This window comes from Streptomyces sp. SID12501, assembly GCF_010550245.1.
GTDB lineage: Bacteria > Actinomycetota > Actinomycetes > Streptomycetales > Streptomycetaceae > Streptomyces.
In genome coordinates this window covers 49,243-74,389 of sequence record NZ_JAAGLU010000025.1, presented here as the reverse complement: position 1 = coordinate 74,389, position 25,147 = coordinate 49,243, and the positions used below count along the sequence as shown (strand labels likewise).

General features: G+C 71.3%; 23 protein-coding genes. 14 read left to right on the top strand and 9 right to left on the bottom strand.

The features are described 5' to 3' along the window. Nucleotides 1-59 precede the first annotated feature (59 nt). Nucleotides 60-1,451, top strand: coding sequence for a cystathionine beta-synthase (locus G3I71_RS28060; protein WP_164318640.1), 1,392 nt, complete (start codon nucleotides 60-62; stop codon nucleotides 1,449-1,451). A 429-nt stretch (nucleotides 1,452-1,880) separates the two neighbouring features. Here the strand turns inward: G3I71_RS28060 and G3I71_RS28055 are convergent, their stop codons facing one another. After that, nucleotides 1,881-2,324, bottom strand: coding sequence for a hypothetical protein (locus G3I71_RS28055; RefSeq protein ID WP_239149395.1), 444 nt, complete (start codon nucleotides 2,322-2,324; stop codon nucleotides 1,881-1,883). A gap of 200 nt (nucleotides 2,325-2,524) precedes the next feature. On the opposite strand from G3I71_RS28055, the gene G3I71_RS28050 reads away from it, so the two are divergent. The 3 genes from G3I71_RS28050 (at nucleotide 2,525) to G3I71_RS28040 (ending at nucleotide 5,840) form a co-directional block, all read left to right on the top strand. Next, the gene (locus G3I71_RS28050; RefSeq protein WP_164318638.1) at nucleotides 2,525-4,078 is read left to right on the top strand and encodes an aromatic amino acid ammonia-lyase; all 1,554 of its coding nucleotides are present in this window, start codon (nucleotides 2,525-2,527) and stop codon (nucleotides 4,076-4,078) included. Nucleotides 4,079-4,203: 125 nt separating this feature from the next. Next, on the top strand, nucleotides 4,204-5,040 hold the full coding sequence (locus tag G3I71_RS28045) for a MurR/RpiR family transcriptional regulator (protein WP_164318792.1): 837 nt from the start codon (nucleotides 4,204-4,206) through the stop codon (nucleotides 5,038-5,040). Between the two features lie 392 nt (nucleotides 5,041-5,432). Further along, nucleotides 5,433-5,840: a hypothetical protein gene (locus tag G3I71_RS28040; RefSeq protein ID WP_239149404.1), complete on the top strand. Its 408-nt coding sequence runs from the start codon at nucleotides 5,433-5,435 to the stop codon at nucleotides 5,838-5,840. A gap of 13 nt (nucleotides 5,841-5,853) precedes the next feature. Here G3I71_RS28040 and G3I71_RS28035 read toward each other — a convergent pair whose 3' ends face one another. The 5 genes from G3I71_RS28035 to G3I71_RS28015 form a co-directional block, all read right to left on the bottom strand. Further along, nucleotides 5,854-6,228: a hypothetical protein gene (locus G3I71_RS28035; RefSeq protein ID WP_164318636.1), complete on the bottom strand. Its 375-nt coding sequence runs from the start codon at nucleotides 6,226-6,228 to the stop codon at nucleotides 5,854-5,856. A gap of 26 nt (nucleotides 6,229-6,254) precedes the next feature. After that, nucleotides 6,255-6,782 carry a roadblock/LC7 domain-containing protein gene (locus tag G3I71_RS28030; protein WP_164318633.1) on the bottom strand — a complete coding sequence of 176 codons (528 nt, stop codon included), beginning with the start codon at nucleotides 6,780-6,782 and terminating at the stop codon, nucleotides 6,255-6,257. Between the two features lie 37 nt (nucleotides 6,783-6,819). Continuing rightward, nucleotides 6,820-7,698 (bottom strand): transcriptional regulator, encoded by an 879-nt coding sequence (locus tag G3I71_RS28025; RefSeq protein WP_164318631.1) that lies wholly within the window; start codon nucleotides 7,696-7,698, stop codon nucleotides 6,820-6,822. After that, nucleotides 7,695-8,123, bottom strand: coding sequence for a hypothetical protein (locus G3I71_RS28020; protein WP_164318629.1), 429 nt, complete (start codon nucleotides 8,121-8,123; stop codon nucleotides 7,695-7,697). The genes G3I71_RS28025 and G3I71_RS28020 overlap by 4 nt, the downstream gene beginning before the upstream one ends. Nucleotides 8,124-8,364: 241 nt before the next feature. After that, on the bottom strand, nucleotides 8,365-9,759 hold the full coding sequence (locus G3I71_RS28015) for a diaminopimelate decarboxylase (protein WP_164318627.1): 1,395 nt from the start codon (nucleotides 9,757-9,759) through the stop codon (nucleotides 8,365-8,367). A gap of 167 nt (nucleotides 9,760-9,926) precedes the next feature. Here G3I71_RS28015 and hutU point away from each other — a divergent pair, with 167 nt between their 5' ends. The 4 genes from hutU (at nucleotide 9,927) to hutI (ending at nucleotide 15,641) form a co-directional block, all read left to right on the top strand. Beyond that, the gene (hutU, locus tag G3I71_RS28010; protein ID WP_164318625.1) at nucleotides 9,927-11,624 is read left to right on the top strand and encodes a urocanate hydratase; all 1,698 of its coding nucleotides are present in this window, start codon (nucleotides 9,927-9,929) and stop codon (nucleotides 11,622-11,624) included. Between the two features lie 53 nt (nucleotides 11,625-11,677). Beyond that, nucleotides 11,678-12,946, top strand: a complete 1,269-nt coding sequence (locus G3I71_RS28005) for an allantoate amidohydrolase (RefSeq protein ID WP_275409277.1) — start codon at nucleotides 11,678-11,680, stop codon at nucleotides 12,944-12,946. Next, nucleotides 12,943-14,319, top strand: coding sequence for a formimidoylglutamate deiminase (locus G3I71_RS28000; protein ID WP_164318621.1), 1,377 nt, complete (start codon nucleotides 12,943-12,945; stop codon nucleotides 14,317-14,319). Before G3I71_RS28005 ends, G3I71_RS28000 begins: the two co-directional genes overlap by 4 nt. A gap of 65 nt (nucleotides 14,320-14,384) precedes the next feature. After that, nucleotides 14,385-15,641 carry an imidazolonepropionase gene (gene hutI, locus G3I71_RS27995; protein WP_164318619.1) on the top strand — a complete coding sequence of 419 codons (1,257 nt, stop codon included), beginning with the start codon at nucleotides 14,385-14,387 and terminating at the stop codon, nucleotides 15,639-15,641. 15 nt (nucleotides 15,642-15,656) lie between these two features. Here the strand turns inward: hutI and G3I71_RS27990 are convergent, their stop codons facing one another. From G3I71_RS27990 to G3I71_RS27980, 3 genes are all read right to left on the bottom strand, one after another. Next, the gene (locus G3I71_RS27990; protein WP_203731590.1) at nucleotides 15,657-16,535 is read right to left on the bottom strand and encodes a hypothetical protein; all 879 of its coding nucleotides are present in this window, start codon (nucleotides 16,533-16,535) and stop codon (nucleotides 15,657-15,659) included. Between the two features lie 164 nt (nucleotides 16,536-16,699). Next, nucleotides 16,700-18,316, bottom strand: coding sequence for an RICIN domain-containing protein (locus G3I71_RS27985; RefSeq protein WP_164318617.1), 1,617 nt, complete (start codon nucleotides 18,314-18,316; stop codon nucleotides 16,700-16,702). A gap of 162 nt (nucleotides 18,317-18,478) precedes the next feature. Further along, nucleotides 18,479-19,411 (bottom strand): RNA polymerase sigma factor SigF, encoded by a 933-nt coding sequence (locus G3I71_RS27980; RefSeq protein ID WP_164318788.1) that lies wholly within the window; start codon nucleotides 19,409-19,411, stop codon nucleotides 18,479-18,481. 288 nt (nucleotides 19,412-19,699) lie between these two features. Between G3I71_RS27980 and G3I71_RS27975 the strand changes: the two genes are divergently transcribed. From G3I71_RS27975 to G3I71_RS27950, 6 genes are all read left to right on the top strand, one after another. Continuing rightward, a complete protein-coding gene (locus G3I71_RS27975; protein WP_164318615.1) occupies nucleotides 19,700-20,104 on the top strand; it encodes an STAS domain-containing protein in 405 nt (134 codons plus the stop codon). 182 nt (nucleotides 20,105-20,286) lie between these two features. After that, nucleotides 20,287-20,826: an ATP-binding protein gene (locus tag G3I71_RS27970; RefSeq protein ID WP_164318613.1), complete on the top strand. Its 540-nt coding sequence runs from the start codon at nucleotides 20,287-20,289 to the stop codon at nucleotides 20,824-20,826. 182 nt (nucleotides 20,827-21,008) lie between these two features. Then, nucleotides 21,009-21,773 carry an LPXTG cell wall anchor domain-containing protein gene (locus tag G3I71_RS27965; RefSeq protein ID WP_164318611.1) on the top strand — a complete coding sequence of 255 codons (765 nt, stop codon included), beginning with the start codon at nucleotides 21,009-21,011 and terminating at the stop codon, nucleotides 21,771-21,773. A gap of 49 nt (nucleotides 21,774-21,822) precedes the next feature. After that, complete coding sequence (locus tag G3I71_RS27960; RefSeq protein WP_164318609.1) at nucleotides 21,823-22,701, top strand: DUF4175 domain-containing protein; 879 nt, start codon at nucleotides 21,823-21,825, stop codon at nucleotides 22,699-22,701. Next, on the top strand, nucleotides 22,701-23,822 hold the full coding sequence (locus G3I71_RS27955; RefSeq protein ID WP_164318607.1) for a hypothetical protein: 1,122 nt from the start codon (nucleotides 22,701-22,703) through the stop codon (nucleotides 23,820-23,822). Before G3I71_RS27960 ends, G3I71_RS27955 begins: the two co-directional genes overlap by 1 nt. Before the next feature lie 77 nt (nucleotides 23,823-23,899). After that, nucleotides 23,900-25,138, top strand: coding sequence for a hypothetical protein (locus G3I71_RS27950; protein ID WP_239149402.1), 1,239 nt, complete (start codon nucleotides 23,900-23,902; stop codon nucleotides 25,136-25,138). The last annotated feature ends 9 nt before the right edge of the window (nucleotides 25,139-25,147 follow it).

Here is a 25,147-nt window from a genome sequence, read left to right as displayed (position 1 = left end):
AGCCTTAGGCTGGCCGCACCAATGACAACCACATTTATGTGCGGCAACCGGAGACAACGGTGCAATTCCACGACTCGATGATCAGCCTCGTCGGCAACACCCCGCTGCTGAGGCTCAACAGTGTGACCGCGGGCATTCAGGCGACCGTCCTCGCGAAGGTCGAGTACTTCAACCCCGGCGGGTCCGTGAAGGACCGCATCGCCCTGCGCATGATCGAGGCGGCGGAGGAGAGCGGGGAGCTTCGGCCGGGCGGCACGATCGTCGAGCCGACCAGCGGAAACACCGGGGTCGGGCTGGCCATCGTGGCCCAGCAGAAGGGGTACAAGTGCATCTTCGTCTGCCCCGACAAGGTGTCCACGGACAAGATCAACGTGATGCGCGCCTACGGCGCCGACGTCGTGGTCTGCCCCACCGCCGTTGACCCCGAGCACCCGGACTCGTACTACAACGTGTCCGACCGGCTCGTGCGCGAGACGCCGGGTGCCTGGAAGCCCGACCAGTACTCCAACCCGCACAACCCCCTCTCGCACTATCACTCCACCGGCCCCGAGCTGTGGGAGCAGACCGAGGGGCGGATCACCCACTTCGTGGCGGGCGTCGGCACCGGCGGGACCATCTCCGGGACCGGGCGCTATCTGAAGGACGCCAGCGACGGGCGCGTCCAGGTCGTCGGGGCCGACCCCGAGGGGTCCGTGTACTCCGGGGGGTCCGGGCGGCCGTACCTGGTGGAGGGGGTGGGCGAGGACTTCTGGCCCACCGCCTACGACCGGACCGTCGCCGACGAGATCGTCGCCGTGTCCGACAAGGACTCCTTCCAGATGGCCCGCCGGCTCGCCAAGGAGGAGGGCCTGCTGGTGGGCGGCTCCTGCGGGATGGCCGTCGTCGCCGCGCTGCGGGTCGCGGAGCGGCTCGGGCCGGACGATGTCGTCGTCGTGCTGCTGCCCGACAGCGGGCGCGGATACCTCAGCAAGATCTTCAACGACGAGTGGATGGCCGACTACGGGTTCCTGGAGGACACCGGCCCCTCCGCGCGCGTCGCCGACGTCCTCGACTACAAGGAGCACGGCCACATCCCCTCCCTCCTCCACATGCACCCGGACGAGACCGTCGGCCAGGCCATCGAGGTGCTGCGTGAGTACGGCGTCTCGCAGATGCCGATCGTGAAGCCCGGCGCCGGTCACCCGGACGTCATGGCGGCGGAGGTCATCGGGTCGGTCGTCGAACGCGAACTGCTCGACGCGCTGTTCACCCAGCGGGCCTCGCTCGACGACCCGCTGGAGAAGCACATGTCGGCGCCGCTGCCGCAGGTCGGCTCCGGTGAACCCGTCGGCGACCTGATGTCCGTACTCGGTACCCATGACGCGGCGATCGTGCTCGTCGAGGGCAAGCCGACCGGAGTCGTCAGCCGGCAGGACCTGCTGGCCTTCCTGGCCAAGGGCGGCAGCCAGTAGCGAACGTCCGGTGAACGGGGCGTGTCGGAGGGGAACTTGCGGTGTGGGCCGCGATGTCCCGTTCCGGTTCCTTTCGGCCGGAGACTTCGTGGAAGTGGTACGAGGGTGTCACGTCCGCGCAGCACACGCTTAACACGGGACCGGCAGAGTAGTGGGTGTCGGCAAGGGCGGGAGCGGCTCCCCGCCCAGGCCGGCACCGAAACGGCGTCACGGACTTCCGGAGCGGCTCCCGGACCTCCACCGACGCCCAGGACGCGCCAGCCCGGCCCTGACCCGGCACGCGTCCCTCGCGGGGACCGCCGTCGTCCCGCCCCCCGGCAACGGGGGTGCGGCGGTCCCCGCGAAAGCTTTTTCCACCCGGCGTACGGTGACACTCCCCTGCCCGTGGTGACTCCGGGACCTCGGCCGACAGCCCTCGGTCCTCGGTCCTCAGCCCTCCCAGTCGCTGTCCTGGCCGGACCTCTTGTGCCGGCCGAAGAGCCACGCCGCACTTCGCGCGGCCTGGAACGCGTTCACTCCCACGATGCCGGCCCATGTGACCAGCAGGCCGGGGAGGCCCGAGACGCCGCCGCCGATGGCGGACAGGGGTATCGCCAGGACCAGCGAGACGATGGCGAAGCCGAAGCGCTCACCGAAGGTGTCGGTGGACTTCGGGCCGCGCGAGTCACGCGCCACCACCATCTGCTGCTCGGCGAGCTGCCGCCGTACCCGGCGTTCCACCGTGCCGTCTATCCGCTGGTCGACCTTCTCCAGGAACGAGTCGACCAGCGCGGACTCGTAGTCGTCGCCCAGTTCCCTGCGGGCATGCAGGGTGGCGCTGAGTTCCTTCTTCAGGTCGGCGTCGTGAGCGCCCGAGGTGTCCATACCGGTCATGCACACCACGGTAGGGAAACGGGACCCGCCCAGCACTGGGGTTAGCCCCCCTGTTGTCCCTGGGCCGGACCCTAGGGTGCATCGAACCGCATCGTGAGATGTCCCTTGTCCAGCCTGTATAACGGCATGCAGAGTGTTCGATGTCTGAATACGTTGTCAGGATCGAGCGGTCCATCCGATGTGAGGGGAGTCTGCGCCTTATGCCGTCCCGGACCGTGAACACGCCGCCTCCGATGTCCACCGGCATCGTCGTCCTGGACGGTGTCGGCCTCGGCGTCGAGGACGTCGTACGCCTCGCCGACGGGGTCGCGCGGCCGGTCGCCGGCACCGACGCGATGAAGCGCGTCGAAGAAGTCTGGGACGTCGCCCGCCGCATCGCCGCGACCGGCCGCGTCTACGGGCGTTCCACCGGCGTCGGCGCCAACCGCAACGAGGCCGTCCCGACCGAGGCCGCCGCCGACCACGGACTGCGCCTGCTGCGCAGCCACGCCGGGGCCATCGGCGCGGAACTGCCGGCCCGGCAGGTGCGGGCGATGCTCGCCGTCCGCGCCAACCAGCTCCTCGCCGGGGGCGCCGGACTCCGCCCCGGGGTGGTCACCGCCCTGTGCGAGGCGCTGGAGAACGGCGTCCACCCCGTGATCAACGAGTTCGGATCGGTGGGCACCGGGGACATCGCGGCGCTGGCGCAGATGGGGCTCGCCCTGGCGGGGGAGCACGAGTGGATCGCGGCGGGGACGCCAGCGGGGGGACCGGCTTCCCGGGGGTGGAGCGTCGCCGGAGCCCCCGAGCCCCAGGCCCTCGACAACAACGACGCCCTCGCCCTGATCAGCAGCAACGCGCTCACCCTCGGGCAGGCCGCGCTCGCCCTGCACGAGCTGCGCGGGCTCATCGCCGCCACCCAGGTCGTCGCCGCGCTCTCGCTGTACGCCGTCGACGGTTCCCACGAGGCGTACGCCGCGCCCGTGCACGCCGCCCGTCCGCACCGGGGGTCGGTCGAAGTCGCTCGCCGGATGCGGGAGTTGATCGGTTCCGCGGCCCGGCCCACCCCTCCCCTCGGGCGCATCCAGGACCCGTACGGCTTCCGGTGTCTGCCGCAGATCCACGGGCCCGCGCACGACGCGGCGGACGCGCTGGAGGGGGTGCTCGCCATCGAGATCAACGCTGCCGCCGAGAACCCGCTCATCTCCCCCGAGGACTTCACCGCCTACCACCACGGCGGCTTCTACCAGGCCCAACTGGCCCTCGCCCTCGACCACTTCAGGCTGGCCGTCACCCAGGTGGCACGGCTGTCCACCTCCCGCCTGTCCACCCTCAACGAGCCCGCCTTCACCCGCCTGCGCCCCTTCCTCGCCGACCACGAGCCCGCCGCCTCCGGGGTGATGATCCTGGAGTACGCCGCCGGCGCCGCCCTCGGTGACCTGCGGGCCTTCTCCGCGCCCGCCTCGCTCGGGCACGCTGTACTCTCCCGGGGCGTCGAGGAACAGGCCAGCTTCGCCTCGCTCGCCGCCCGCCAGACACTGCGCGCCTGCGACGCGTACCGTCTCGTCGTCGGCTGCGAGCTGGTCGCCGCCGTACGGGCGCTGCGCCAGCGCGACCTGCGGCCCGACCCGGAACTGCCGGCCGGACGGGCGCTGGAGCTGGCCGAGTCGGTCCTCGACGCCGAATCGGCCGACCGGCCGCTCACGGACGACGTGACCGCGGCGGCGGCACTGCTGGACCGGTTCACGGAGATCTGGAGGGGGAGCGGGGCATGAGCACGCCGAGTGCGGACGACAACAGGGGCGCCGGTACGGGTACGGGTACGGGTGTGGGGACGGGTGTGGGGACGGGTGTGGGGGTGGCCACGGGAGCTGAGAGGGAGGCGGGCGCGAGCGGACACATGCCCGACAGCCCCGCCGTCCGGCTCCAGGCACTCTTCGAAGGGCACCGGCTCACCCCGACGCAGCGGCGCATCGCGCACAGCATGGTGCGCCGGGCCTCCGAGGTGCCCTTCCTCTCCAGCGTCGAACTGGCCGAACTGGCCGGCGTCAGCCAGCCGTCCGTCACCCGCTTCGCCGTCGCCCTCGGCTTCGACGGCTACCCGGCGCTGCGCAAGCACCTGCGCGAGGTCGCCCCCACCGACCAGAGCGCCCAGCAGGGCTCGTACAACGAGTACCAGCAGGCCGTCGAGGCCGAGATCGAGAACCTCAGGCACCTGGCCGAGGTGCTCGCCGACCCGCGCCCGGTGAGGCGGGCGGGCCGGCTGCTCGCCGCGTCCCGCCCCCTGCCCGTCCTCGGGCTGCGCGCCGCCGCCTCCCAGGCGTACGGCTTCGCGTACTTCGCCGCCAAGGTCCACCCGGACGTACGGCTGCTCAACGAGGGCGGCACGATGATCCACGACCGTATCGACGCCGCCGTACGGGCGGGCGCCACGACCCTGCTGTGCTTCGCGCTGCCCCGGCATCCACGCGAGGTCGTCGACACCCTCGCCTACGCCAGGGCGGCGGGGCTGACCGTCGTCACCGTCGCCGACTCGGCGTTCGCGCCGGTCGCGAAGGTCTCCGACCTGCTGCTGCCGGCCGCCGTCGGCACCGGGCTCGCCTTCGACACCGCCTGCGCGCCGATGCTGCTCGGCCGGGTGCTGCTGGAGGCCATGTGCGACGACCTGCCGGACGCCCAGGCCCGTCTGGAGGAGTTCGACACGCGGGCGGCGACCCGGGGGCTGTTCGTCGAGTAGCCACCGGCCGTCGGGAACCCTCGGCTGGGCTCTCAGACTCGTCTCACGTTCGCTCGCTACCGAACGCTTGCCCAGTGCTCCATCCTTCAGGGTGGAGGTGCAGGGCATCCTGTCCATTGCGGCCCCGAGGGCCGCAGCGGCATGGCTAAGATCGCCTCATCTGACGACGAAGTTGTCGGATCTACCGCCGGACGGGCGGGAAGTGACGCCTGTGGAGGCCCCTGTAAGACCGAGCTCCTCGGAGACCGGCAAGGGCCAGTGAAGCAGGAACCCAAGGTGGTACCGCGTAGCGGTGCGGACCGGAATCTCCCGCCCTCGGCGGGCAGGAGAGGGCGTCAATCTCCCGCTCCGCCAGAACTGTGCCGGTGATTACCGGCCGCCGGGTCGGGGTCATGGCGGACCTGCGGCGTCGGCGCTACACCGCGCTCGCCGCCGGTCCCGCCCGGGCCGGCAGGCACGACGTGCTCCAGGACCGCGCGGTGACCGTGCGCAACTGGCGCCGTGGCCACCGCTGGTGGCTGCTGCTCGCCTTCGTCGCCGCGCTGGGCAGCTCCCTCGCGGTGCCCGCGGCGGGCGGAATGCTGCTCGCCGGGGCCGGTACCGGGCTGCGGCTGAAGGCCGCCTGGCTGGGCCGCCGCGAGCGAGCCGACGACGTACTGCTGTGGGTACGGGTGGACTGGCTCGACCCCCGCTCCGGTGCCCCGGCGGGCAGGCCGGTCAAGGCCTACCGCGCCACGGGAATCGCCGCCGGCGACGCCACCCCGGGCGGGGCGCGCCGCCGCGGCGACGTACTGGTCTAGCCCGTCGGTCCTCTCAGACCTCGATCTCCGCCTCGATCCGCTTCAGCTGGTGGCGGGCCATCGCCAGGTTGGAGCGGTTGATGTCCAGCACCAGGTAGAGGAAGAGGCCGTTGCCGCCGCGCCCCTTCATCATGCGGATCAGGTGGTACTGGCTGGAGAGCGTGATCAGGATGTCCTCGATCTCGCCCTTCAGGCCCAGGTGCTCCATGGTGCGCATCTTGGCGCGTACGACGTCGGTGTTGCCGGCGGCGGCGACGTTCAGGTCGAACGTCTTGCTGCCGCCCATCGTGCCCAGGGCCATGCCGCTGGTGTAGTCGACGAGTGCGACTCCGGTGGCGCCCTCGATCGAGGTCAGCGCCTCTTTCAACGCGGTCTCTGTGGTGGCCATGACGGTGTTCCTCTCCTGCTTCCGGTTCAGTTTTCCGTGGTGGTGCGCGCGTTGGGCGTGGTTGTCGTTGTGCGTGGCGCGCGCGGGGTTCTGGTTCGGGTGGGCATCGGTTCGGGTGCGGCTGCGGGCGTGGGTTCGGGTGCGGCGGCCGGTTTCGCCGGTGCGGATGCCTGCTCCGCCTCGGCCGCCGCGTCCACCAGCTCGCCGATACGGAGGCCGGCCCGGCGGCCCTCCAGATGGAGTCGGCCGACGTTGACGCGGTCCTGGGCGAGCAGCGTCAGGACGGCGGTACGGCCTGCCGCGTACGTCGCCACATAGCCGTACACCCCGCGGATCAGCAGTTCGCGGAAGTCGCCCTGGCCGGTCGCGTCCGCCATGCGCACGGCGACGCTGAGCGCGGTGGCGGTGAGTGCCGCGACCGTCTCCGGTTCGATACCCGGGGTGTCCTGGACGAGGACGAGACCGTCGACGCTGGCCGCGAGTGCGCCGGTGAGCTGGGGGACGCGGGCCCGCAACCGGCGCAGTTCGTCCATGACTTCGGCCTCGGCTGCCATGAGTTGTTGCCTCCTCTCGGCACGCGGGCGCTGCTTTTCAAAGGGCCTCCAGCGCATCCCTGAGCCTCTTCAGCAGCGTGATGTTGGGGTCGGCGAACGACGGCGGCAGTGTCCCGGGGGGAGCCGGGGGAGCCGAGGACTCCGACGGTGGTGGAGGGACGACGGGAGCCGGCGCCGGGGTCGGCGTGGCCTCCGGGGCTATGACCCCGGCGGCTGCCAGGCGCCGTACGTCCACAAGGGTGTGGAAGGCGGGACGGGCCAGCGCCAGGGCGATGTCCGCCGCCGTACGGACACCGTCCACCAGGGCCAGTACGGCGTGCTGGCGGGCGGTGACCGTCGGCGCGGCCGGGCTCCCCGAGAGGAGCAGCGGGGCGCTGTCGGGGGCAGGGTCGGGCCAGATGCGGTGCAGCAGAGCCCGTCGGCGCAGGGTCTCGTGCTCGACGGCCGCCACCGGCACCGGGCGCACCGGACCGAGCCAGTGCGTGTCCCCGTACTTGAAGTGCCCCGGCGTCCCGCTGGGCGCGAGGGCGAAGTACGCCGCGTCGTACAGCGTCCCCAGGTGGCACACCTCCAGGGCGCCCGCGCCGATCCGGCCGCTCTCGACCAGGAACCGCCCGACCCGGTGCAGCTTGCCGGCCGCGCCGACCGCGTCCCGCCAGCCCTCCGCGTCCAGCGTGCCGCGCGCCGTGAGCAGCACGTCGAGGCCCGGTACGGCCGGGCTCTCGGCGTGCACGACCTGGCCGTCGGCGAGGTAGAGCGAGCCGCGCTCGCGGACCAGGACGCCGGTGGCCCGCTCGGTGGCGAGGCGGCCGAGCATCGGCGAGACCCCGCCCCACGCCCGCTGGCGGCCCGCCGCCTTGTCCCGCACCGGCAGGCGCGGCGGCGGGGTCGTCAGATCGGTGTGCAGAGTCGTCATCCCAGCACCAGCCGTCCGGCCATCTCGCCGAGCCGGATGCGGGCCAGCGCGAGGTTGCCGTCCGCGCGGGCCAGCCACAGGTGCAGGAACACACTGCTGTCGAAGCTCGTGGTGACGAACCGCAGGACGTGGTAGCTGTCGCGGTTGCTGATGATCAGGTCCTCGACCGGAGGATCCTGTCCCGGCGTGCCGCCGGCGAACTCGTCGGCGTCGGCGTTGTAGTCCTCCTCCTCGGGGGCGAACGCCCGGTGTTCGACGGCCAGCCGGGCCAGCTCGGCCGCCTCGGCCGCCATCGTCTCCGGATCACCGCCCGGGGACTCCCCGACGGTGCCCAGTGCCAGCCCGCTGGTCCAGTCGACCAGCGCGGCGCCCCGGGCACCGGGCAGCCGCATGGCTTCCAGTAAGCACTCGTCGATTCCGGGCACCCTTGGCCCCTCCCACCTGTCCCGCTCGCGTCTGTCCGGCCGGTCCTCGGCCGCCCCGCCTGGTGTTCGGCCGACGGATGTTCGGCCGACCGGCGTTCGGCTGAGTGACGCAGACGCTACGCAACGTGTGCGCGAGGAGTGAGAGATCTGGCATTTTCCGGTGGAACATGCGGCGGATGACTAAGGTAGGTCGACTGACCCCGTTTTAAGGGCAGTTGACCTGCATGTTCCCCGGAGTCCGTCAAGGGCGTGCGGAGGGGGAGGCGGTGGGGGCGAGGGTGGTGAGCGCTGAGGCGTGCGCCCCTCCGGATTCGGCCACGATCTCCGCGACGGTCTGCGGCTCCCGTACGACCGCGAAGGCGACCTCCCCGACCCTGCCGTCGCCGCCGGCGCTCCCGCGCGGCACGAAACCGTAGATCCCGGGCCGGGCGAGGGAGTTGTACGCGTAGTGGTGCGCGAAGTAGTACGCGCCCGTGTCCAGCGCCGCCGCGTAGTCACCCTGTTCGAGCAGCGGCAGCGCACGCCCCTCGGCGAGCAGGTCGCCCGAGAAACAGGCGGGACCGGCCACGTCCTGCAGCACGTCCGCCCCGGACTTGGGGAGCCCCTTCCCGTCGTACGCGGCGATCCTCAGCGGCCACGACGCAGGCGCGTACACCGTCCGCGTCGCGACCTGCACGCCCGCGTGGGTGACCGCGACCGGTCGCCCGCCGGCGCTCTTCGCGTACTCGACGCGCGCCACGACCGTGCCGTGCTTGGCCAGGAGCGACCGCCCGAATTCGGTCACCAGTCCGTACCGGCCCCCGAACAGCCCCGGCACCGCGTCGCTCAGCAGCCGCGCGTACTGCGCGTACGTCGGACTCGTCGCGTCCGACGCGAAGTTGACCGGCAGTCCGCCGCCGATGTCGATGGTGTCGACCTGCCGCCGCCCGACGCGCCGGTTGATCTCCTCGGCGAGCGCGTACGTCTCCGCCACGCCCCGAACCATCAGCGACAGGGGGATGCCCTGCGACCCGGTGTGCGCATGCAGCCTGGTCAGCCACGGGCGCTCGGCGTACGCCCCCACGATCCACTCGCGCGCCCCTTCGTCCAGCAGTGCGACCCCGAACTTCGAGGTCGCGGTGGCGGTGGACGTGGCCCCGATCGACCCTCCGCCGATCTGCGGATTCACCCGGATCCCGATCGGGGACCGGCTGGTCGCGGACCGCATCAGTGCGTCGATCCGGTCCAGCTCCTGCGGGTTGTCGACGTTCACGGCGATGCCCAGCGCCAGCGCCTCGCGCAGCTCGGTGGGCGTCTTGGCGGGCGAGTCGAGCACTGTCCGGTTCGGCGGCACCCCCGCCGCCCGCGCCAGTGCCAGCTCGCCCGGGCTCGCCACCTCGGCCCCGATCCCCTCCTCGCGCAGCAGCCGCAGTACGGGCACCAGTGGCGTCGCCTTCACCGCGAAGGCGTGCAGGACGGGCGTGCCGGGTGCCACGACCGCGTCGAAGGCGGCCCGCAGCTCGGCGGCGGACTCGCGGATGCCGATGACGTCGAGAAGTCCGACGATGGGTGCGTCGGCGCGGAGCAGTCCCTGCTCCACGGCGGCGCGTACGGCTTCGTCCCGGCGGCCCGTGCGATCGGAACCGTTGTTCTCCATTACGTCCCCCGTGGTGTCGATCCCTGTGGATCGGTGTCGATGGGTCAAGCCAAACATCCGTGGCGCACGCGTGCTTGCGCAAGAAGGTATTGACTAGTTCTATTCAAAAGTCCAGGATGTGAATATCCACTGCAATAGCCCGCTGTCAGTCCGCTGGGAGGCAGACCATGTCAGGACCCCGCCCCGTACGAGCCCCGCGCGGTACGGAACTGAGTGCCCTGGGATGGCAGCAGGAGGCCGCCCTGCGGATGCTGCAGAACAACCTGGACCCCGAGGTCGCCGAACACCCCGACAAGCTCGTCGTGTACGGAGGCACCGGCAAGGCCGCCCGTGACTGGCGCTCCTTCGACGCCATGGTCCGCACCCTGCGGACCCTGAAGCAGGACGAGACGATGCTCGTCCAGTCGGGCCGCCCGGTCGGTGTCATGCAGACCCACGAGTGGGCCCCGCGTGTCCTGATCGCCAACTCCAACCTGGTCGGCGACTGGGCCAACTGGGAGGAGTTCCGCCGCCTGGAGGCCCTCGGCCTGACCATGTACGGCCAGATGACGGCCGGCTCGTGGATCTACATCGGCACCCAGGGCATCCTCCAGGGCACCTACGAGACCTTCGCCGCCGTCGCCGCGAAGCTGCATTCATTGGGTAAAGGGGTCGGCGGCACCCTCGCCGGGACGATCACCCTCACCGCCGGCCTCGGCGGGATGGGCGGCGCCCAGCCGCTCGCCGTGACGATGAACGACGGCGTCGCGATCTGTATCGACGTCGACCCGCGCGCGATCGAGCGCCGCATCGAGCACCGGTACCTCGACGTGAGGGCCGACTCCCTGGAGCACGCCCTCCAGCTCGCGGTGGAGGCACGTGACGCCCGCCGCCCGCTCTCCATCGGCCTGCTGGGCAACGCGGCCGAGCTGCTCCCGCGCATGCTCGCCGAGAGCGCCCCCATCGACATCGTCACCGACCAGACGTCGGCCCACGACCCGCTGGCCTACCTGCCGGTCGGCGTCGACTTCGACGACCTGGCGTCCTACGCGGCGAAGGACCCGGCCGGCTTCACGACCCGGGCGCGCGAGTCCATGGCCCGGCACGTGGAGGCGATGGTCGGCTTCATGGACGCCGGTGCCGAGGTCTTCGACTACGGCAACTCGATTCGCGGGGAGGCCCAACTGGCCGGATACGAGCGGGCGTTCGCCTTCCCCGGCTTCGTGCCCGCGTACATCCGCCCGCTCTTCTGCGAGGGCAGGGGCCCCTTCCGCTGGGCGGCCCTGTCGGGCGAGGCGTCCGACATCGCGAAGACCGACAAGGCGATGCTGGAGCTGTTCCCGGAGTCCGATTCCCTTCAGAACGCGTCCCTGCACCGCTGGATCAAGATGGCGGGGGAGCGGGTCCACTTCCAGGGGCTGCCGGCCCGGATCTGCTGGCTCGGCTACGGCGAGCGGGACAAGGCGGGCGAGCGCTTCAACGACATGGTGGCGAGCGGCGAGCTGGCCGCGCCGCTGGTGATCGGCCGCGACCACCTGGACAGCGGGTCCGTCGCGTCTCCCTACCGGGAGACGGAGGCGATGCTCGACGGCTCCGACGCGATCGCCGACTGGCCGCTGCTCAACGCGATGGTGAACGTGGCATCCGGAGCGTCGTGGGTCTCCATCCACCACGGCGGCGGTGTCGGCATGGGGCGGTCCATCCACGCCGGTCAGGTGACGGTGGCCGACGGCACGAAGCTGGCGGGGGAGAAGATCCGCCGGGTGCTCACCAACGACCCCGGGATGGGTGTGATCCGGCACGTGGACGCGGGGTACGACATCGCGGAGTCCGTCGCGGACGAGCGGGGTGTGCGGGTGCCCATGCGTGAGGGGGACGACGCGTGAGGCGTCTTTCCGGCGGGCGGGACGGCGACTCTTCGGTGAGGGCGGGTGATTCGTTGCCGACTGCCGGTTCACCTGCCGGTTCGCCTGTCGGCGGCACCTCGTTCCAGGAGATGTGGCGCGAGCTTGCCCCCATCGGGCGGCACGCCGACTCACGCGGCTATCGCCGTTACGCCTGGACAGGCATCGATCTCGAATGCCGGGCCTGGTTCAAGGAACAGGCCGAGAGCCGAGGGCTGGCCTACGAGGTCGACCGGAACGGCAACCAGTGGGCCTGGCTCGGCGATCCCGGCGCCGGGGATGCCGTTGTCACCGGGTCGCATCTTGACTCCGTGCCCGATGGCGGGGCTTTTGACGGGCCCCTCGGTGTCGTCTCCTCCTTTGCCGCGCTTGATGAACTCCGGGGCCGGGGTGCGCAGTTCGGCAAGCCCCTCGCCATCGTCAACTTCGGGGACGAGGAAGGCGCGCGGTTCGGGCTCGCCTGTGTCGGGTCGCGGCTCACCGCCGGGGCCGTCACCGTCGAGCAGGCCCGGCTGTTGACCGACGGGGGCGGGATCACCCTCCCGCGGGCCATGGAGGCCGCCGGGTACGACCCGGACGCCATCGGGCCGGACCCCGAGCGGCTCGCCCGTATCGGCGCCTTCGTCGAGCTGCACGTCGAGCAGGGGCGGGCTCTCGACCTGAGCGGCGACCGCGTCGGCATCGCCAGTGCCATCTGGCCGCACGGGCGGTGGCGGTTCGATTTCCGGGGCGAGGCCAATCACGCCGGTACGACCCGCCTCGTCGACCGGCGTGACCCCATGCTGCCGTACGCCGAGACAGTCCTCGCCGCCCGGCGCGAGGCGCAGCTCGCCGGTGCCGTCGCCACCTTCGGGAAGATCACCGTCGAGCCCAACGGGGTCAACGCCGTCCCCTCCCTCGTACGCGGCTGGCTCGACTCCCGCGCCGCCGATCAGCACGCCCTCGACACCGTCGTCTCCGGCGTCGAGAAGGCGGCCCGCGAGTACGCCGAGGCGCACGGCGTCGATCTCGACGTCGTCCGGGAGTCGTTCACCCCCGTCGTCGAGTTCGACCACGCCCTGCGCGACGAACTCGCCCGCCTGCTGGGCCGGAACGGGCAGGACACCGAGCTCAGGGTTCCCGTCCTCGGTACCGGTGCCGGACACGACGCCGGGATTCTCTCCGGGAGCATCCCGACCGCCATGCTGTTCGTGCGCAACCCCACGGGCGTCTCGCACTCCCCGGCGGAGTACGCCGCCGAGGACGACTGCGTGGCCGGGGTGACCGCACTCGCCGACGTACTGGAAGGGCTGGCCTGCACGTGACGCACCCTCATCAGCACTCGCATCCGCGGCGCACCTACTGGCTGGAGCACGCCTGGCTCGGCACCAACGTCGAGCCGGGCGTCGCCGTGGACGTCAAGGACGGCCGGATCGCCGCCGTCCGGACAGGGATCGACGCACCGCCGGCCGGCGCCGAGATCCTTCGCGGGCTCACCCTTCCCGGCCTCGCCAACGCCCACAGCCACGCCTTCCACCGAGCTCTGCGCGGCACCGTCCAGGTCGGCTCCGGCACCTTCTGGACCTGGCGCGAGGTCATGTACTCCTTCGCCGACAAGCTCACCCCGGACAGCTACCACGCCCTCGCCCGAGCCGTGTACGCCGAGATGGCCCTCGCCGGCATCACCGCGGTGGGCGAGTTCCACTACGTCCACCACGCCCCGGGCGGCACCCCGTACACCGACCCGAACGCGATGGGCGAGGCCCTCGTCGAGGCCGCCGCCGACGCCGGGATCCGCATCACCCTCCTCGACACCGCCTACCTCTCCGCAGGCATCCTCAACAAGCACGGCGGACAGGCCCCGAACCGCCACCAGCTCCGCTTCTCCGACGGCACGGCCGATGCCTGGGCGGAACGCTGTTCAGTTCTCAAGGAACGGGATCACGCGCGGATCGGTGCCGCCATCCACTCCGTACGGGCCGTGCCCGCCGGCCAGTTGGCGACCGTGGCACGCTGGGCCGAGGAACGGCGGGCCCCGCTCCACGTCCACCTGTCCGAGCAGACGGCGGAGAACGACGCCTGCCAGGCCGCACACGGATGCACACCCGCTCAACTCCTCGCCGACCACGGGGTCCTCGGCCCCCGCACCACCGGCGTCCACAACACCCACCTCACCGCCGAGGACATCGCGCTCCTCGGCGGCAGCGGCACGGGTACCTGCATGTGCCCCACCACCGAGCGCGACCTCGCCGACGGCATCGGCCCCGCCGTCGCCCTCCAGCGCGCGGGCTCACCGCTCAGTCTCGGCTCCGACAGCCACGCCGTCATCGACCTGCTCGAAGAGGCGCGTGCCATGGAGCTGAACGAGCGCCTGCGCACCCGCACCCGGGGGCACTGGACGGCGGCAGCCCTGCTCCGGGCAGCCTCCGCCGACGGCCACGCGGCCCTCGGCTGGGACGACGCGGGCACCCTTGAGGCGGGTGCGCTGGCCGACTTCACGACGATCGCGCTCGACTCGGTCAGAACTGCGGGGCCGCTGCCTCGCCTGGGAGCGGAGACCGCGGTATTCGCAGCGTCGGCAGCGGATGTGCGTCATACGGTCGTGGCCGGTCGGCATGTTGTGCGCGACGGGGCGCACACCCTCGTACCCGAGGTGCCGCAGGCACTTGCTGCCGCTGTCGAAGCCCTGCGCGGCTGACCCCCGTACGAACGCCTCCCGTACGCACCCCGGCCCGCAGGCCGCTCGCCACCCATGAGGACGTCATGAACAGCACCAGCACGCCGAGCAGTCCGGGCAGCCCGAACCGGACGAACAGCGCTATCGGCAGCACGACCGACACCACCACCGGCACGACGACTGTCATCACGAACATCGGCAGCCTGGTCACCAACGACCCCTCTCTCGGCGACGGTTCCCCCCTGGGACTGGTCCTGGACGCGGCCGTCGTCATAGAGGGCGACCGCGTCGTCTGGACCGGTGAAACCAGCAAAGCACCCACCACTGACAATCGGGTCGACGCAGGTGGCAGGGCCGTCCTCCCGGGCTTCGTCGACTCCCACTCCCACCTCGTCTTCGCGGGCGACCGGACCCAGGAGTTCAACGCCCGCATGTCCGGGCGCGGCTACACGGCAGGGGGTATCCGCACCACGGTCGCCGCCACCCGCGCCGCCACGGACGCGGAACTGGAGGCCAACCTCACCCGTTACCTCCGCGAGGCCCTCCACCAGGGCACGACGACCTTCGAGACCAAGTCGGGGTACGGCCTGACCGTCGAGGACGAGGCCCGCGCCCTGCGCATCGCCGCCGCCCACACCGACGAGGTCACCTACCTCGGCGCCCACATCGTGTCCCCGGACTACGCCGACGACCCGGCCGCCTATGTCGCCCTGGTCACCGGCGAGATGCTCGACGCCTGTGCCCCGTACGCCCGTTGGGTCGACGTCTTCTGCGAGAAGGGCGCCTTCGACGGCGACCAGGCGCGCGCGATCCTCACGGCGGGCAGGGCGAAGGGGCTGCATCCGCGCGTCCACGCCAACCAGCTCTCGTACGGCCCCGGGGTGCAGCTGGCCGTCGAGCTCGACGCGGCCAGCGCCGACCACTGCACCCACCTCACCGACGCCGACGTGGACGCCCTCGCGAACGGCGACACGGTCGCGACCCTGCTGCCCGGCGCCGAGTTCTCCACCCGGGCCCAGTGGCCGGACGCCCGCCGGCTCCTGGACGCGGGCGTCACGGTCGCGCTCTCCACGGACTGCAACCCGGGGTCGTCCTTCACCTCCTCCGTGCCCTTCTGTGTCGCGCTGGCCGTACGGGACATGGGCATGACCCCGGACGAGGCGGTCTGGTCCGCCACGGCTGGGGGCGCGCGGGCGCTGCGCCGCACCGACGTCGGCCGCCTCACGCCCGGGGCGTACGCCGACCTGACGCTCCTGGACGCCCCGAGCCACGTACACCTGGCCTACCGGCCGGGGGTTCCGCTGGTCAGCGGGGTGTGGCGGCGGGGCGTGCGGGTCGTCTGAACCGGATCGACCGGATCAGAGGCCGTAGCGGTTCTTCAGGTGGCGCCAGAAGTCACGGGCCATCCACTTGTCGAAGTCCGTGATCTGTGTCGCGCTGCCCGCGTTCATCAGGAAGCAGCACTGGCCGGTCGGGGTCCAGTCGTAGAAGTCGTCGAGGCCGAAGGTGTGGCCGACCTCGTGCAGGTAGATGTGGATGTTCTCCTGGTCGAGCGTGCTGGTGAAGTACTCCTGGCCGACCCGCTGACCCCAGTCGCCGCCGGCGCCGCCCTGGAAGCCCTTCGTCAGCCACAGCGACTGGTCGTAGTGGCGGGACGCGCCGCCCGGGCACCTGGAGTAGTTGCCGTCCTGGTGGAAGAAGCGGCCGCAGTCGGGAGCGCACTGCGGGGCGCCGCCGCCGTCGAGGTTCCCGGCGTAGATGTCGACGGAGTTGTCGGTCCACTGGAGGGTCGAGCGGTTCTTCACCGCCCAGCCGACGATGTTGACGGGCACGCTGGTGTACGGCCAGGCGTTGTGCCCCTTGCCGTTGTCGACCATGGCGGCCATCCACTTGCCGAACTGCTTCTTCAGCGCGGTGTGGATCCGGTCGCGCAGGGCGGTGCTGACGGGTGCGTCCGACTCCCAGCGGACGCAGTAGTTGACGCTTCCCCGGTTGGCCATGACCTGGTCCCAGCCGTAGTTGCGGAAACCGTAGAGGTCCGGGTAGGTCGACGAGACGTGGTTCCAGACCTCGTTCAGTGGCTGTACGAGGTTCGCGGGCGGGTTCCAGTCCTCGGCGGCCCGCGCCTGCGCCGCCGTCACGGCGGGGGCGGCGAACGCCGCCGGCAGACCGGGGGCGGCGATCAGCGCGGCCAGTGCCGCGAGGATGGCCAGGAGACGTGCGAGTTGCTTGCGCATCGGTGAACTCCCTTTGTGGGGAACGGGATTCACCCTCGGGTCGCCACCGGCCGCGCGCCGGGTTGCCGACGCGGCCCCGGCGGCATTTCACTCCCGCCTCGTCCCGTCTCGTCCGGCGGAGTGAAACGCGCACCCGCCGCGGGAGGTTGGCGGATACGGACTTTTCAGCTAGCGCCCGCCCGCCACCGCTGCCCCGACCCGCCCGTCAGCGGTTCGAGGGTCAGGCCGCCGTCGCCGGACGGGGTGAGTGCCGTCGCGATGGCGATCGCCGGGCGGATCACACCGTCGTCGTCCACGGTGAAGCGCAGGTTGTCACCGTTCTCGCTGTCGCCCACCGACGCGCACTCCCAGATGCCCACGCCCTTGTCCACATCACCCCGGCTGTCCAGGCACAGGTCGGTGTTCGCGGACGAGCGCAGCAGCCCGGAGCCGGCGTCCACCTGCCAGCGCTGGGTCGCGGCCGACGCGGAGCAGGTCGCCGTGACGACGTCCGTGCCCTTCTCCAGCTCACCGCCCCGGATGTCCAGGCAGCGTCCCGAGGCGACGTTCACCACCTGGGCGAACGAGGCGCCCGGCGCCCGGAACGCGGGGGTGGGAGTGGGCGTGGGTGTAGGGGTCGGCTTCGGAGTCGGCGAGGGAGACGGGGTCGGAGTGGTCCGCGGCCGTGAAGTCGGCCCCGGGGAGGGGGAGTCGGCGGCAGCCGGTGAGGAGGGCGACGTCGCCCCGGGGACGCTCGGCACCGCGGTGACCGGGAGGGTGCCCGCCGCGCCCTGTGTATCCGGCGGGCCGCCGCTCCGCGAGAGCAGCACGATCAGCAGCGGGACCAGCGTCACGCCCAGCACAGCAGAGGCCAGCACGAACCGGCGACGGGACGGCCGGGCCGGAGTCCAGGGCCAACTCCCTTCCGATGGGAGGGAGTTGGCGCGCGTGACGGTCGGAGCGTCCCGTGCGTACGACAGGCCGCTCCACGGCAGCAGGCCCTCGCCCAGCGCCCTGCGCGGGTTGTCGCGCAGGGCGGAGAGTTCCTCGTAGGCCATTGAGCAGTGCGGGCAGATGACCATGTGGGAGTTCAGGTCCGTGCTGTGGCGTGGGTTGACGGGCCGGACCGACTCCTCGATCAGCCGGCGGAAGTCCTGGCAGCGCGGATCGGCGGAGACGGCCAGCCGGAACCGCAGACAGGCCTGTGCCAGGGCCTGGAGAGCCGAGTCCGTCTCGTGCGTCACGTCCTGGCGCGTCAGCCCGAGGAGAGCGGCGGTCCGGTCCTCGGGCTCGCGCTCCACGATGCCGTACCAGATGAGGCCCCGCGTGCGGGACGGCAGCGACTGGAACGGGGCCAGCATGGGCGGGGGCGGGATCAGACCGACTTCGCCCACCGCGTTCGGCGCGCTCCCCGCGTTCATCGGGCTGAGCGTGTTCAGGACGAGGAGCAGGCTCGGGTCGAGGCCCGCCGCGCGTTCGTCCGTCGCCCAGGTGGCCGCCAGATCGGCGGTCAGCAACAGCAGTTGGTGGCGCCACGGGACGCTCGGCTCGATACCGCGTGCCGTGTCCCGGGCCGCCGCCGTGAACGCCTGGGCCGCCAACTGCCCTGCCGTGGAGTCGCTCGTCGTGCACAGACGGGCGTAGGCGAGGACGGACGCGCGGTGGCGGGCCCGGAGTTCCTGCAACGCCGGATACGCGGTGGGGGAGTTGGTGCGCAGCAACTCGGTGAGGTGTGCGTCGGACGCGCCGACATACACCCCGTCCGCTCCGTCCACCCCACTGTGGTCGGTGTCCTGGGACATCCGTCCGCCTCCTCGCACCCCCGACTCCGCCCCGTCCTGACGTACCAGCCAGTCTGAGGGCGGTCCGGGTGACGCAGGGGGCCTTTGGGAAAAGAGGGGAGAGGTTTTCCGTGGGTAACCGGAAACCTCTCCCGGTGGGGGCCTCAAGGCCTCAGGAGGGCCTCAGCCCTCGGCCAGCAGGCCCTTTCGCAGTCGCTGCAACGTCCGTGACAGCAGTCGCGACACATGCATCTGGGAGATGCCCAGTTCCTCGCCGATCTCCGACTGGGTCAGGTTGGCGACGAACCGCAGAGAGAGGATCTGCCGGTCCCGGGGCGGGAGTCCGGCGATCAGTGGCTTCAAGGACTCGATGTACTCGATGCCTTCGATGCCGTGGTCCTCGTAACCGATGCGGTCCGCGAGCGCGCCCTCGGAGTCGTCGTCGTCGGCCTGCGCGTCGAGTGAGCTGGCGGTGTAGGCGTTCGAGGCCGCCATGCCCTCGACGACCTCTTCCTTCGAGAGGTCGAGGCGTTCGGCCAGCTCGGCCACGGTGGGAGCGCGGTCGAGCCGCTGGGCCAGTTCGTCGCCGGCCCGGGCCAGGTCCAGCCGGAGCTCCTGGAGCCGGCGCGGTACGCGGACGGCCCACGACGTGTCACGGAAGAAGCGCTTGATCTCGCCGACGATGGTCGGCATGGCGAACGTCGGGAACTCGACGCCGCGGCTCAGCTCGAAGCGGTCGATCGCCTTGATCAGGCCGATCGTGCCGACCTGGATGATGTCCTCCATGGGTTCGCTGCGCGAACGGAACCGGGAGGCGGCGAACTTGACCAGTGCGAGGTTGAGCTCGACGAGGGTGTTACGGACGTACGAGTAGTCGTGGGTGCCTTCTTCGAGGGACTCCAGTCGCGCGAAGAGGGTCTTGGACAGGGCCCGGGCGTCGACCGCCCCCACCTTGTCGAACGGCGGGATCTCGGGGAGCCCGTCCAGGGCGTCCGGAACGTGTGCACCCGCGAGGTGCTGGTCCAGCTGTTGGGAGTCCGTGTGTTCCGGAGGGGGTGTCGACGTCGCTGTGTGGGTATGCGATCCGTCGAGCCGGGGTGACATGGTGTCCTCCATGGTTCTCGGCACAAGGCTGCCGAAGCCGGTGTGTGCGGTGCGGTGTGCGGCGACTCCAATGCCGGCCATATCGGGTGTTCGTCTTGGCCGGCTCGCTGACAGGAACTGGCTCACTACTAGCCCTACCCGCTTTCCCGGGCCCACCGCAAGTGCACTGTCTTCCTGTATGTCCATATATGGGCTTTAGTTCGGGTGTCGAAGAGTGTGGGGAAGGCGTAGTGTTCGTGGACGTCAGTTGGGCGCGAGCGAGCGCCGGAAATGCAGACACGAGCTCGGGAGAGAGACGGCATGGACCGCGAGACGGTCGGCAGCGCAGAGTCAGGCCGGCTTCTGGTGGAGGTGCGCCACGAGGGCTCCAGCGCCGTCGTGACGCCGACGGGTGAACTCGATCACCACACCGCCGACCTGTTGCGTGAACCACTTGAGGACTGCCTCGCGAAGGGCATCTCGCGGCTGGTCGTCGACTGCGCGGGGCTGGAGTTCTGTGACTCCACCGGCCTCAACGTGCTGCTCGGCGCCCGCCTGAAGGCGGAGGAAGCGGGTGGCGGGGTGCATCTCGCCGCCATGCGGCCAGTGGTGGCACGCGTGTTCGAAATCACGGGCGCGGATGCCGTTTTCACCGTCCATGAGTCGCTTGCCGACGCCCTGGCCGATGAATCCCCGGAGTCCCCTGAGGCCCTTGAATCCTCCTAGCCTTTCCGGCCGAGTCTCCTTGGTCGGTCGTGCGAGTTGTCGAGCGCGCTCTTTTTGGGGGGTGTTCTGTCGGTTCCGCCGGGCAGGAGACATCCTGAATGCACACACAATGACGTGCGTAAGCAACTGTGGTGAATGAAGCCCCTGTACGCGAACTGGTGAATCGGTGAGGTGAAGCGCTGATGAGCACCACCCGGCCCGACTCGCCGGGCTCCCCGGAGTCCTCGCCGGGCTCCCCGGAGTCCTCGCCGGGCTCCCCGGAGTCCTCGCCGGGCTCCCCGGAGTCCTCCGGGTCCGGCGGCGCTTCCGGGGGTCGTCAGACCCGCAGCCTGAGTCTCGCGGGCGAGAGCGGTGTCGTTCCGCTCGCCCGTGACTTCGCCCGGCAGGCGCTGTACGCGTGGGGCTGGCTGCCCGCCGAGGCCGCCGACCGGCGGGCCGCCGCCGAGGACGTGCTGCTCGTCGTCTCCGAGCTGGTCACCAACGCCTGCCTGCACGCCGACGGCCCGGACGAGATGTGGATCACCTGCGACAACAAGGTGATCCGTGTCGAGATCTCGGACAGCGGCGCGGGCCAGCCTGCCCCGCGCACCCCGCATCGGGCCGGGCGTCCCGGCGGCCACGGAATGTTCATCGTGCAGCGGCTGTGCCTGGACTGGGGGGTCGTACGGACCCCGGGCGTCGCGGGCAAGAAGGTCTGGGCGGAGCTCGGCGCTCCGGCGTAGTTCCCGCCGTTCCGGCACGTGGGCATCGCTCGAATCAGGCCGAAATCCCGGCGATCCGGTGTGTGCTGTGTCTTCCAAGTGTTGGTCCTCCGGCGTACCTTGACGGCCGATCCGCGATCTGATGTGCCGTCAGATTCGCCGCCAGGGCCGCCAGGAATGACCGCCAGGAATGGGGGACGACGATGTCGTACCACCGGACATGCCGCCGAACGCACCCGAAACGAGGCGCCGCGCTCGCGTCCGTCGCGGCCCTGGCCGGATCGGCGGTGCTGCTGGCCGCCCCCGCCGCCCGGGCCGAGGTGGTGGACGTCAACTACCGGTGCGATACGCCGATCGGCATCAAGAGCGCCCTCTCGTCCATCGACATCAAGGCGGTCGGGAGCGGCGGCTCCTACACGGTCACGATGTCCTGGCAGAAGGGCGTCTCGTCCAGCCCGGTGGAGCTGGGCAAGGGTGCGATGAGCCCGAGCGCCACGATCAAGCTGGGCGGCGCGGACAGCGGCACCCTCAACGTCAGCGGGCCCGCGAACCAGGCCGCGCTCCCCGCCAACACCCCCATAAAGATCAATGACCTGAGCGGCACGTACAAGCCGTCGAAGAACGGCAAGGTCACCTTCACGGCCGGCATCCTGACGATCAAGGCCGCCGGTACGACGACCACGTGCACGCCCACCAACAGCCCCGAGCCGTCCCTGACGCTCGATGTCACGGGGGCCTCGGGCGGCGGAACCACCGGCGGCACGAGCAGCACCGGTGGTAGCGGCGAAACCGGTGCCGACCTCCCGCAGACCGGCCCCGAGGACTCCTTCGTCGCGCTGGGCACGCTCGGCGGCACGGTCCTGCTCGCGGGCGCGGCGGGCACGCTGTGGCTGACGCGCAGGAACCGGACGGCGCACGGGAACCAGACGGGTACGGCGGTACGACGGCAGCCGACGGCACGCCGCTGAGGACCGTACGAGAACCGTACGAGAACCGTACGACTTCCGGGAGCCGCCGATGCGTGTCCTCTGCCCCAGCCGCAGCCATTTCCGTCCCCTCAGCCACCTCCGCCTTCTCGGTCTCGTCGCGCTGCTGTCCGCGGGGACGCCGGCCGTGGCCGACGAGGGCTGGTCCGCCATGCCCCTGGGCACCGGCCGGCCGTACTTCTACGCCGAGGGCACCCCGGGAACGGTTCTCCAGGACACGCTGTCCGTCCGCAACCCGACGGCGCGGATCCTGAACGTGCGGCTGACCGGCGGCAGTTGGCTCACCCTGGCCGCGCCCGAGGTCGACGTCCCCGCCCGCACACGCGCCGACGTGCCGTTCACGGTACGCATCCCCGAGGGCACGCCTCCCGGTGACCGCACCGCCACGATCACCGCCCGGGCCTCGGGCCGGAGCGCGACGGTGCGGGTCCGACTGCGGGTCAGGGGACCCCGGTTGCCCGCGCTGACCGTCGAGCACGTGAGGGTACGCGATGACCGCATCGCGTACGAGCTGGTCAACCGCGGCACCACCGACCTGACCCCGACGCTCGCCGTCCACGCGGACGGTGTCCTCGGCCCCGTCCTCGACCGGGCCCCGCGCACACTGCCCGTACGTCTGTCCCCGGGCCGGCGCGTCGCCCTCACCGAACCCTGGTCCGGGCGGCCGGGGTTCGACGCGGTCGACGTACGCCTGACGGTCACGGCGGCGGACGGCGCGGTACGCGACGAGGCGGGCGCGTCGGTGCGGTTCGTGCCGTGGGGCGGGGTGGTGGGGGTCGCGGGGGTGCTGTCGGCGGGCGGCGCCCTCGTGGTCGTACGACGGATCGGGCGCCGTGGGCGCGATGAACGGCCGGACAGGCGCCCGGAGTTGGCGGCGAAGCCGGATGAGCTGACGGGGGCGATGACGTGATGCGGCGTATTCCTGCACTGGTCGCGGTGCTGGCGATCGCTCTCCTGATGGTGCCCGTGACCACCGCGGCAGCCGCCGGCGGGCCGACCGTCAAGGTCTCCAAGTTGCAGGCGGGGACCGGTGATTCGATCGTCGTGACGGGGGCCGGCTGGCAGCCCAGGACGCTGTTGATGATGTTGATCTGCGGCCGGTCCACACCGGGCCGGGGAGTGCTCGGCGGCACCAACTCCTGTGCCAACGCGGACGCGAGAGCCGTCACCACGGACACGCTGGGCGGCTTCAGCAAGAGTCTGCCGGTGGTCGAACCGCCGGTGCCGTGCCCATGCGTGGTGCATGTGGCGACGGTGACGGGAGGGTCGCAGGCGGCGGCCGACGCGGTGTTCCAGGTGGCCGGGCACCCGGTCGAACCGCTGCCCGCGCAGACCGGCACGGGCCGTCTCTCGGTCCTCACGGACCCGCGGCTCGACGGTTCGAGCGGGGTGCTGACCTGGTTCGGGGCGCCGCCCACCCGGACCCTGGTGGTCACCGTCGGCAACCTCGGTACGGCGGCGGTCAAGGACCCGGTCTTCCAGGTCGGCACCTCCCACGGGGTGTTCGCCCCGCAGTGGGACGAGCAGCAGTGGCGCGGCACGATCAAGCCGGGCGGGAAGGCACGCGTCGCGCTGCCGGTCGGCCTGGTGAGCGGGGCGCACGGCGACTACACGGTCTCGCTGAGGTACGACGGCAAGATGCTCGCCGAGCAGCCGTGGGGCGTGGGCCGGCCATGGGGCGTGACCCTGTTCTGGGTCCTGGCCGGTGTCGTCGTACCGGCGGCACTGTTCCGCATCGGGATGGCTGTGGTGGACCGGGTACGGCCACGCGGACCGGGCGGAGCGGGCGGGCGGCCGTCGCCGCGACATGGCAGGGCGCTGCGGATGCCCGAACTGACGCTGCGTATGCCGAGGGTGGGCGCGCGGGAGGACGGCGAACAGCCCCGGCCTGCGACCGCTTCCACCACCCTGCCGTGGTTCACCCCCGACGCCGCCCCGGGAGCGAGCGCGGGCGAGAGCGCGGACACGGGCATCGACGCGGGCGCCGGCACTCCGACGACCAACACGACGAAGACGAAGGGGAACACGTGAGAACGCAACGGAGACGGAGCGTGGGCGCGGCAGGGGCCCTGTTGCTGCTCGGCGGAGCGGGCGGTGTCCTGCTGGGCATGGCCGCGGCGGGGCCCGCCCAGGCCGCCGAGGTGTCGTACGCGACCAAGTGCGTGCCGCCGGCGGCCTCGGGGCTCGACCCGGTCAACGGCACGACCAAGGTGGAGATCACCGCGCCCGCGACGGCGAAGGTCGGCGACGAGGTGGACGTGGTCTGGAAGTTCACGCAGGCCGCTTCCAAGAACCCGGATCTCATCGTCCTCCCGGCCAACTCGGTCCAGCCGAGCGGGGTGTTGAAGGTTGCCGGGGCGCAGACCGCCGACATCGCGATGGTCGGCCCGCGCGAGAACCCGGCGATCCCCAAGGGCGGGGCGATGGTCCTGTCCGACATGAAGGGCAAGGTGAAACTGACGGCGGCGGGCGACGTGACGCTGACGCCGGACGCGTACACGATCAACGTGTACGAGACGGACACGAAGTGCGCGCCGACCGAGACGGTGCAGTCGTCGGCGACGATCAAGGTGACGGCGGGGGACACCGGTTCACCGTCCACGTCGACCTCACCCACGCCGACACCGACGGACTCCGAGTCCGCGACCCCGACGCCGACCGAGTCGGACGACGAGAGCGAGTCGCCGAGCAGCACACCGAGCAGCACACCGAGTGCGACGGACAGCGGCCAGACGGACTTCACCGGGAAGCTCGTGCAGGTCCCGTACAAGTGCGTGACGCCCATCGGCGACAAGGACGTGACCTCCCCCATCCAGATCAACGCCACGAAGAACGGAGGGAGTTACGACATCACGGTCCAGTTCAAGGGCTCGGTGATGAACAGTCCGGCGGACCTCCCGGCGGACTCGGTGAAGCCGTCCATGGAGGTCGTCCTGGGCGGGTCCGACTCGGGCACGGTCCATGTCGAGGGCCCGGCCAACACGGATCCGATCACGACCGGTGACGCGATGACGATCTCCGACATGACGGGCACGTACAAGCCGGGTGCGACCGGTGAATCGACCCTGTCACCAGGCGTGTTGACGGTCAGCGCCCTCGGCACGACGACCACCTGCACCCCGACCACGACGATGGTCTCCCTGACCCTGGACACGGAGGAGCAGGCGAGTGGGGCGTCCGGCTCGTCGACCACGACTTCCGGCGGTACGTCGACCACCGGCGGCCTCGCCAACACGGGCGCCGAGAACGACGGCGCCCTGAAGGCGCTGGGGCTGGTGTCCGGAACGGTGATCCTGGCGGGCGTGGCGGTGTTCACGTTCATGCCGGGCCGGCGGCGCCTGCGCTGAACGGTGATC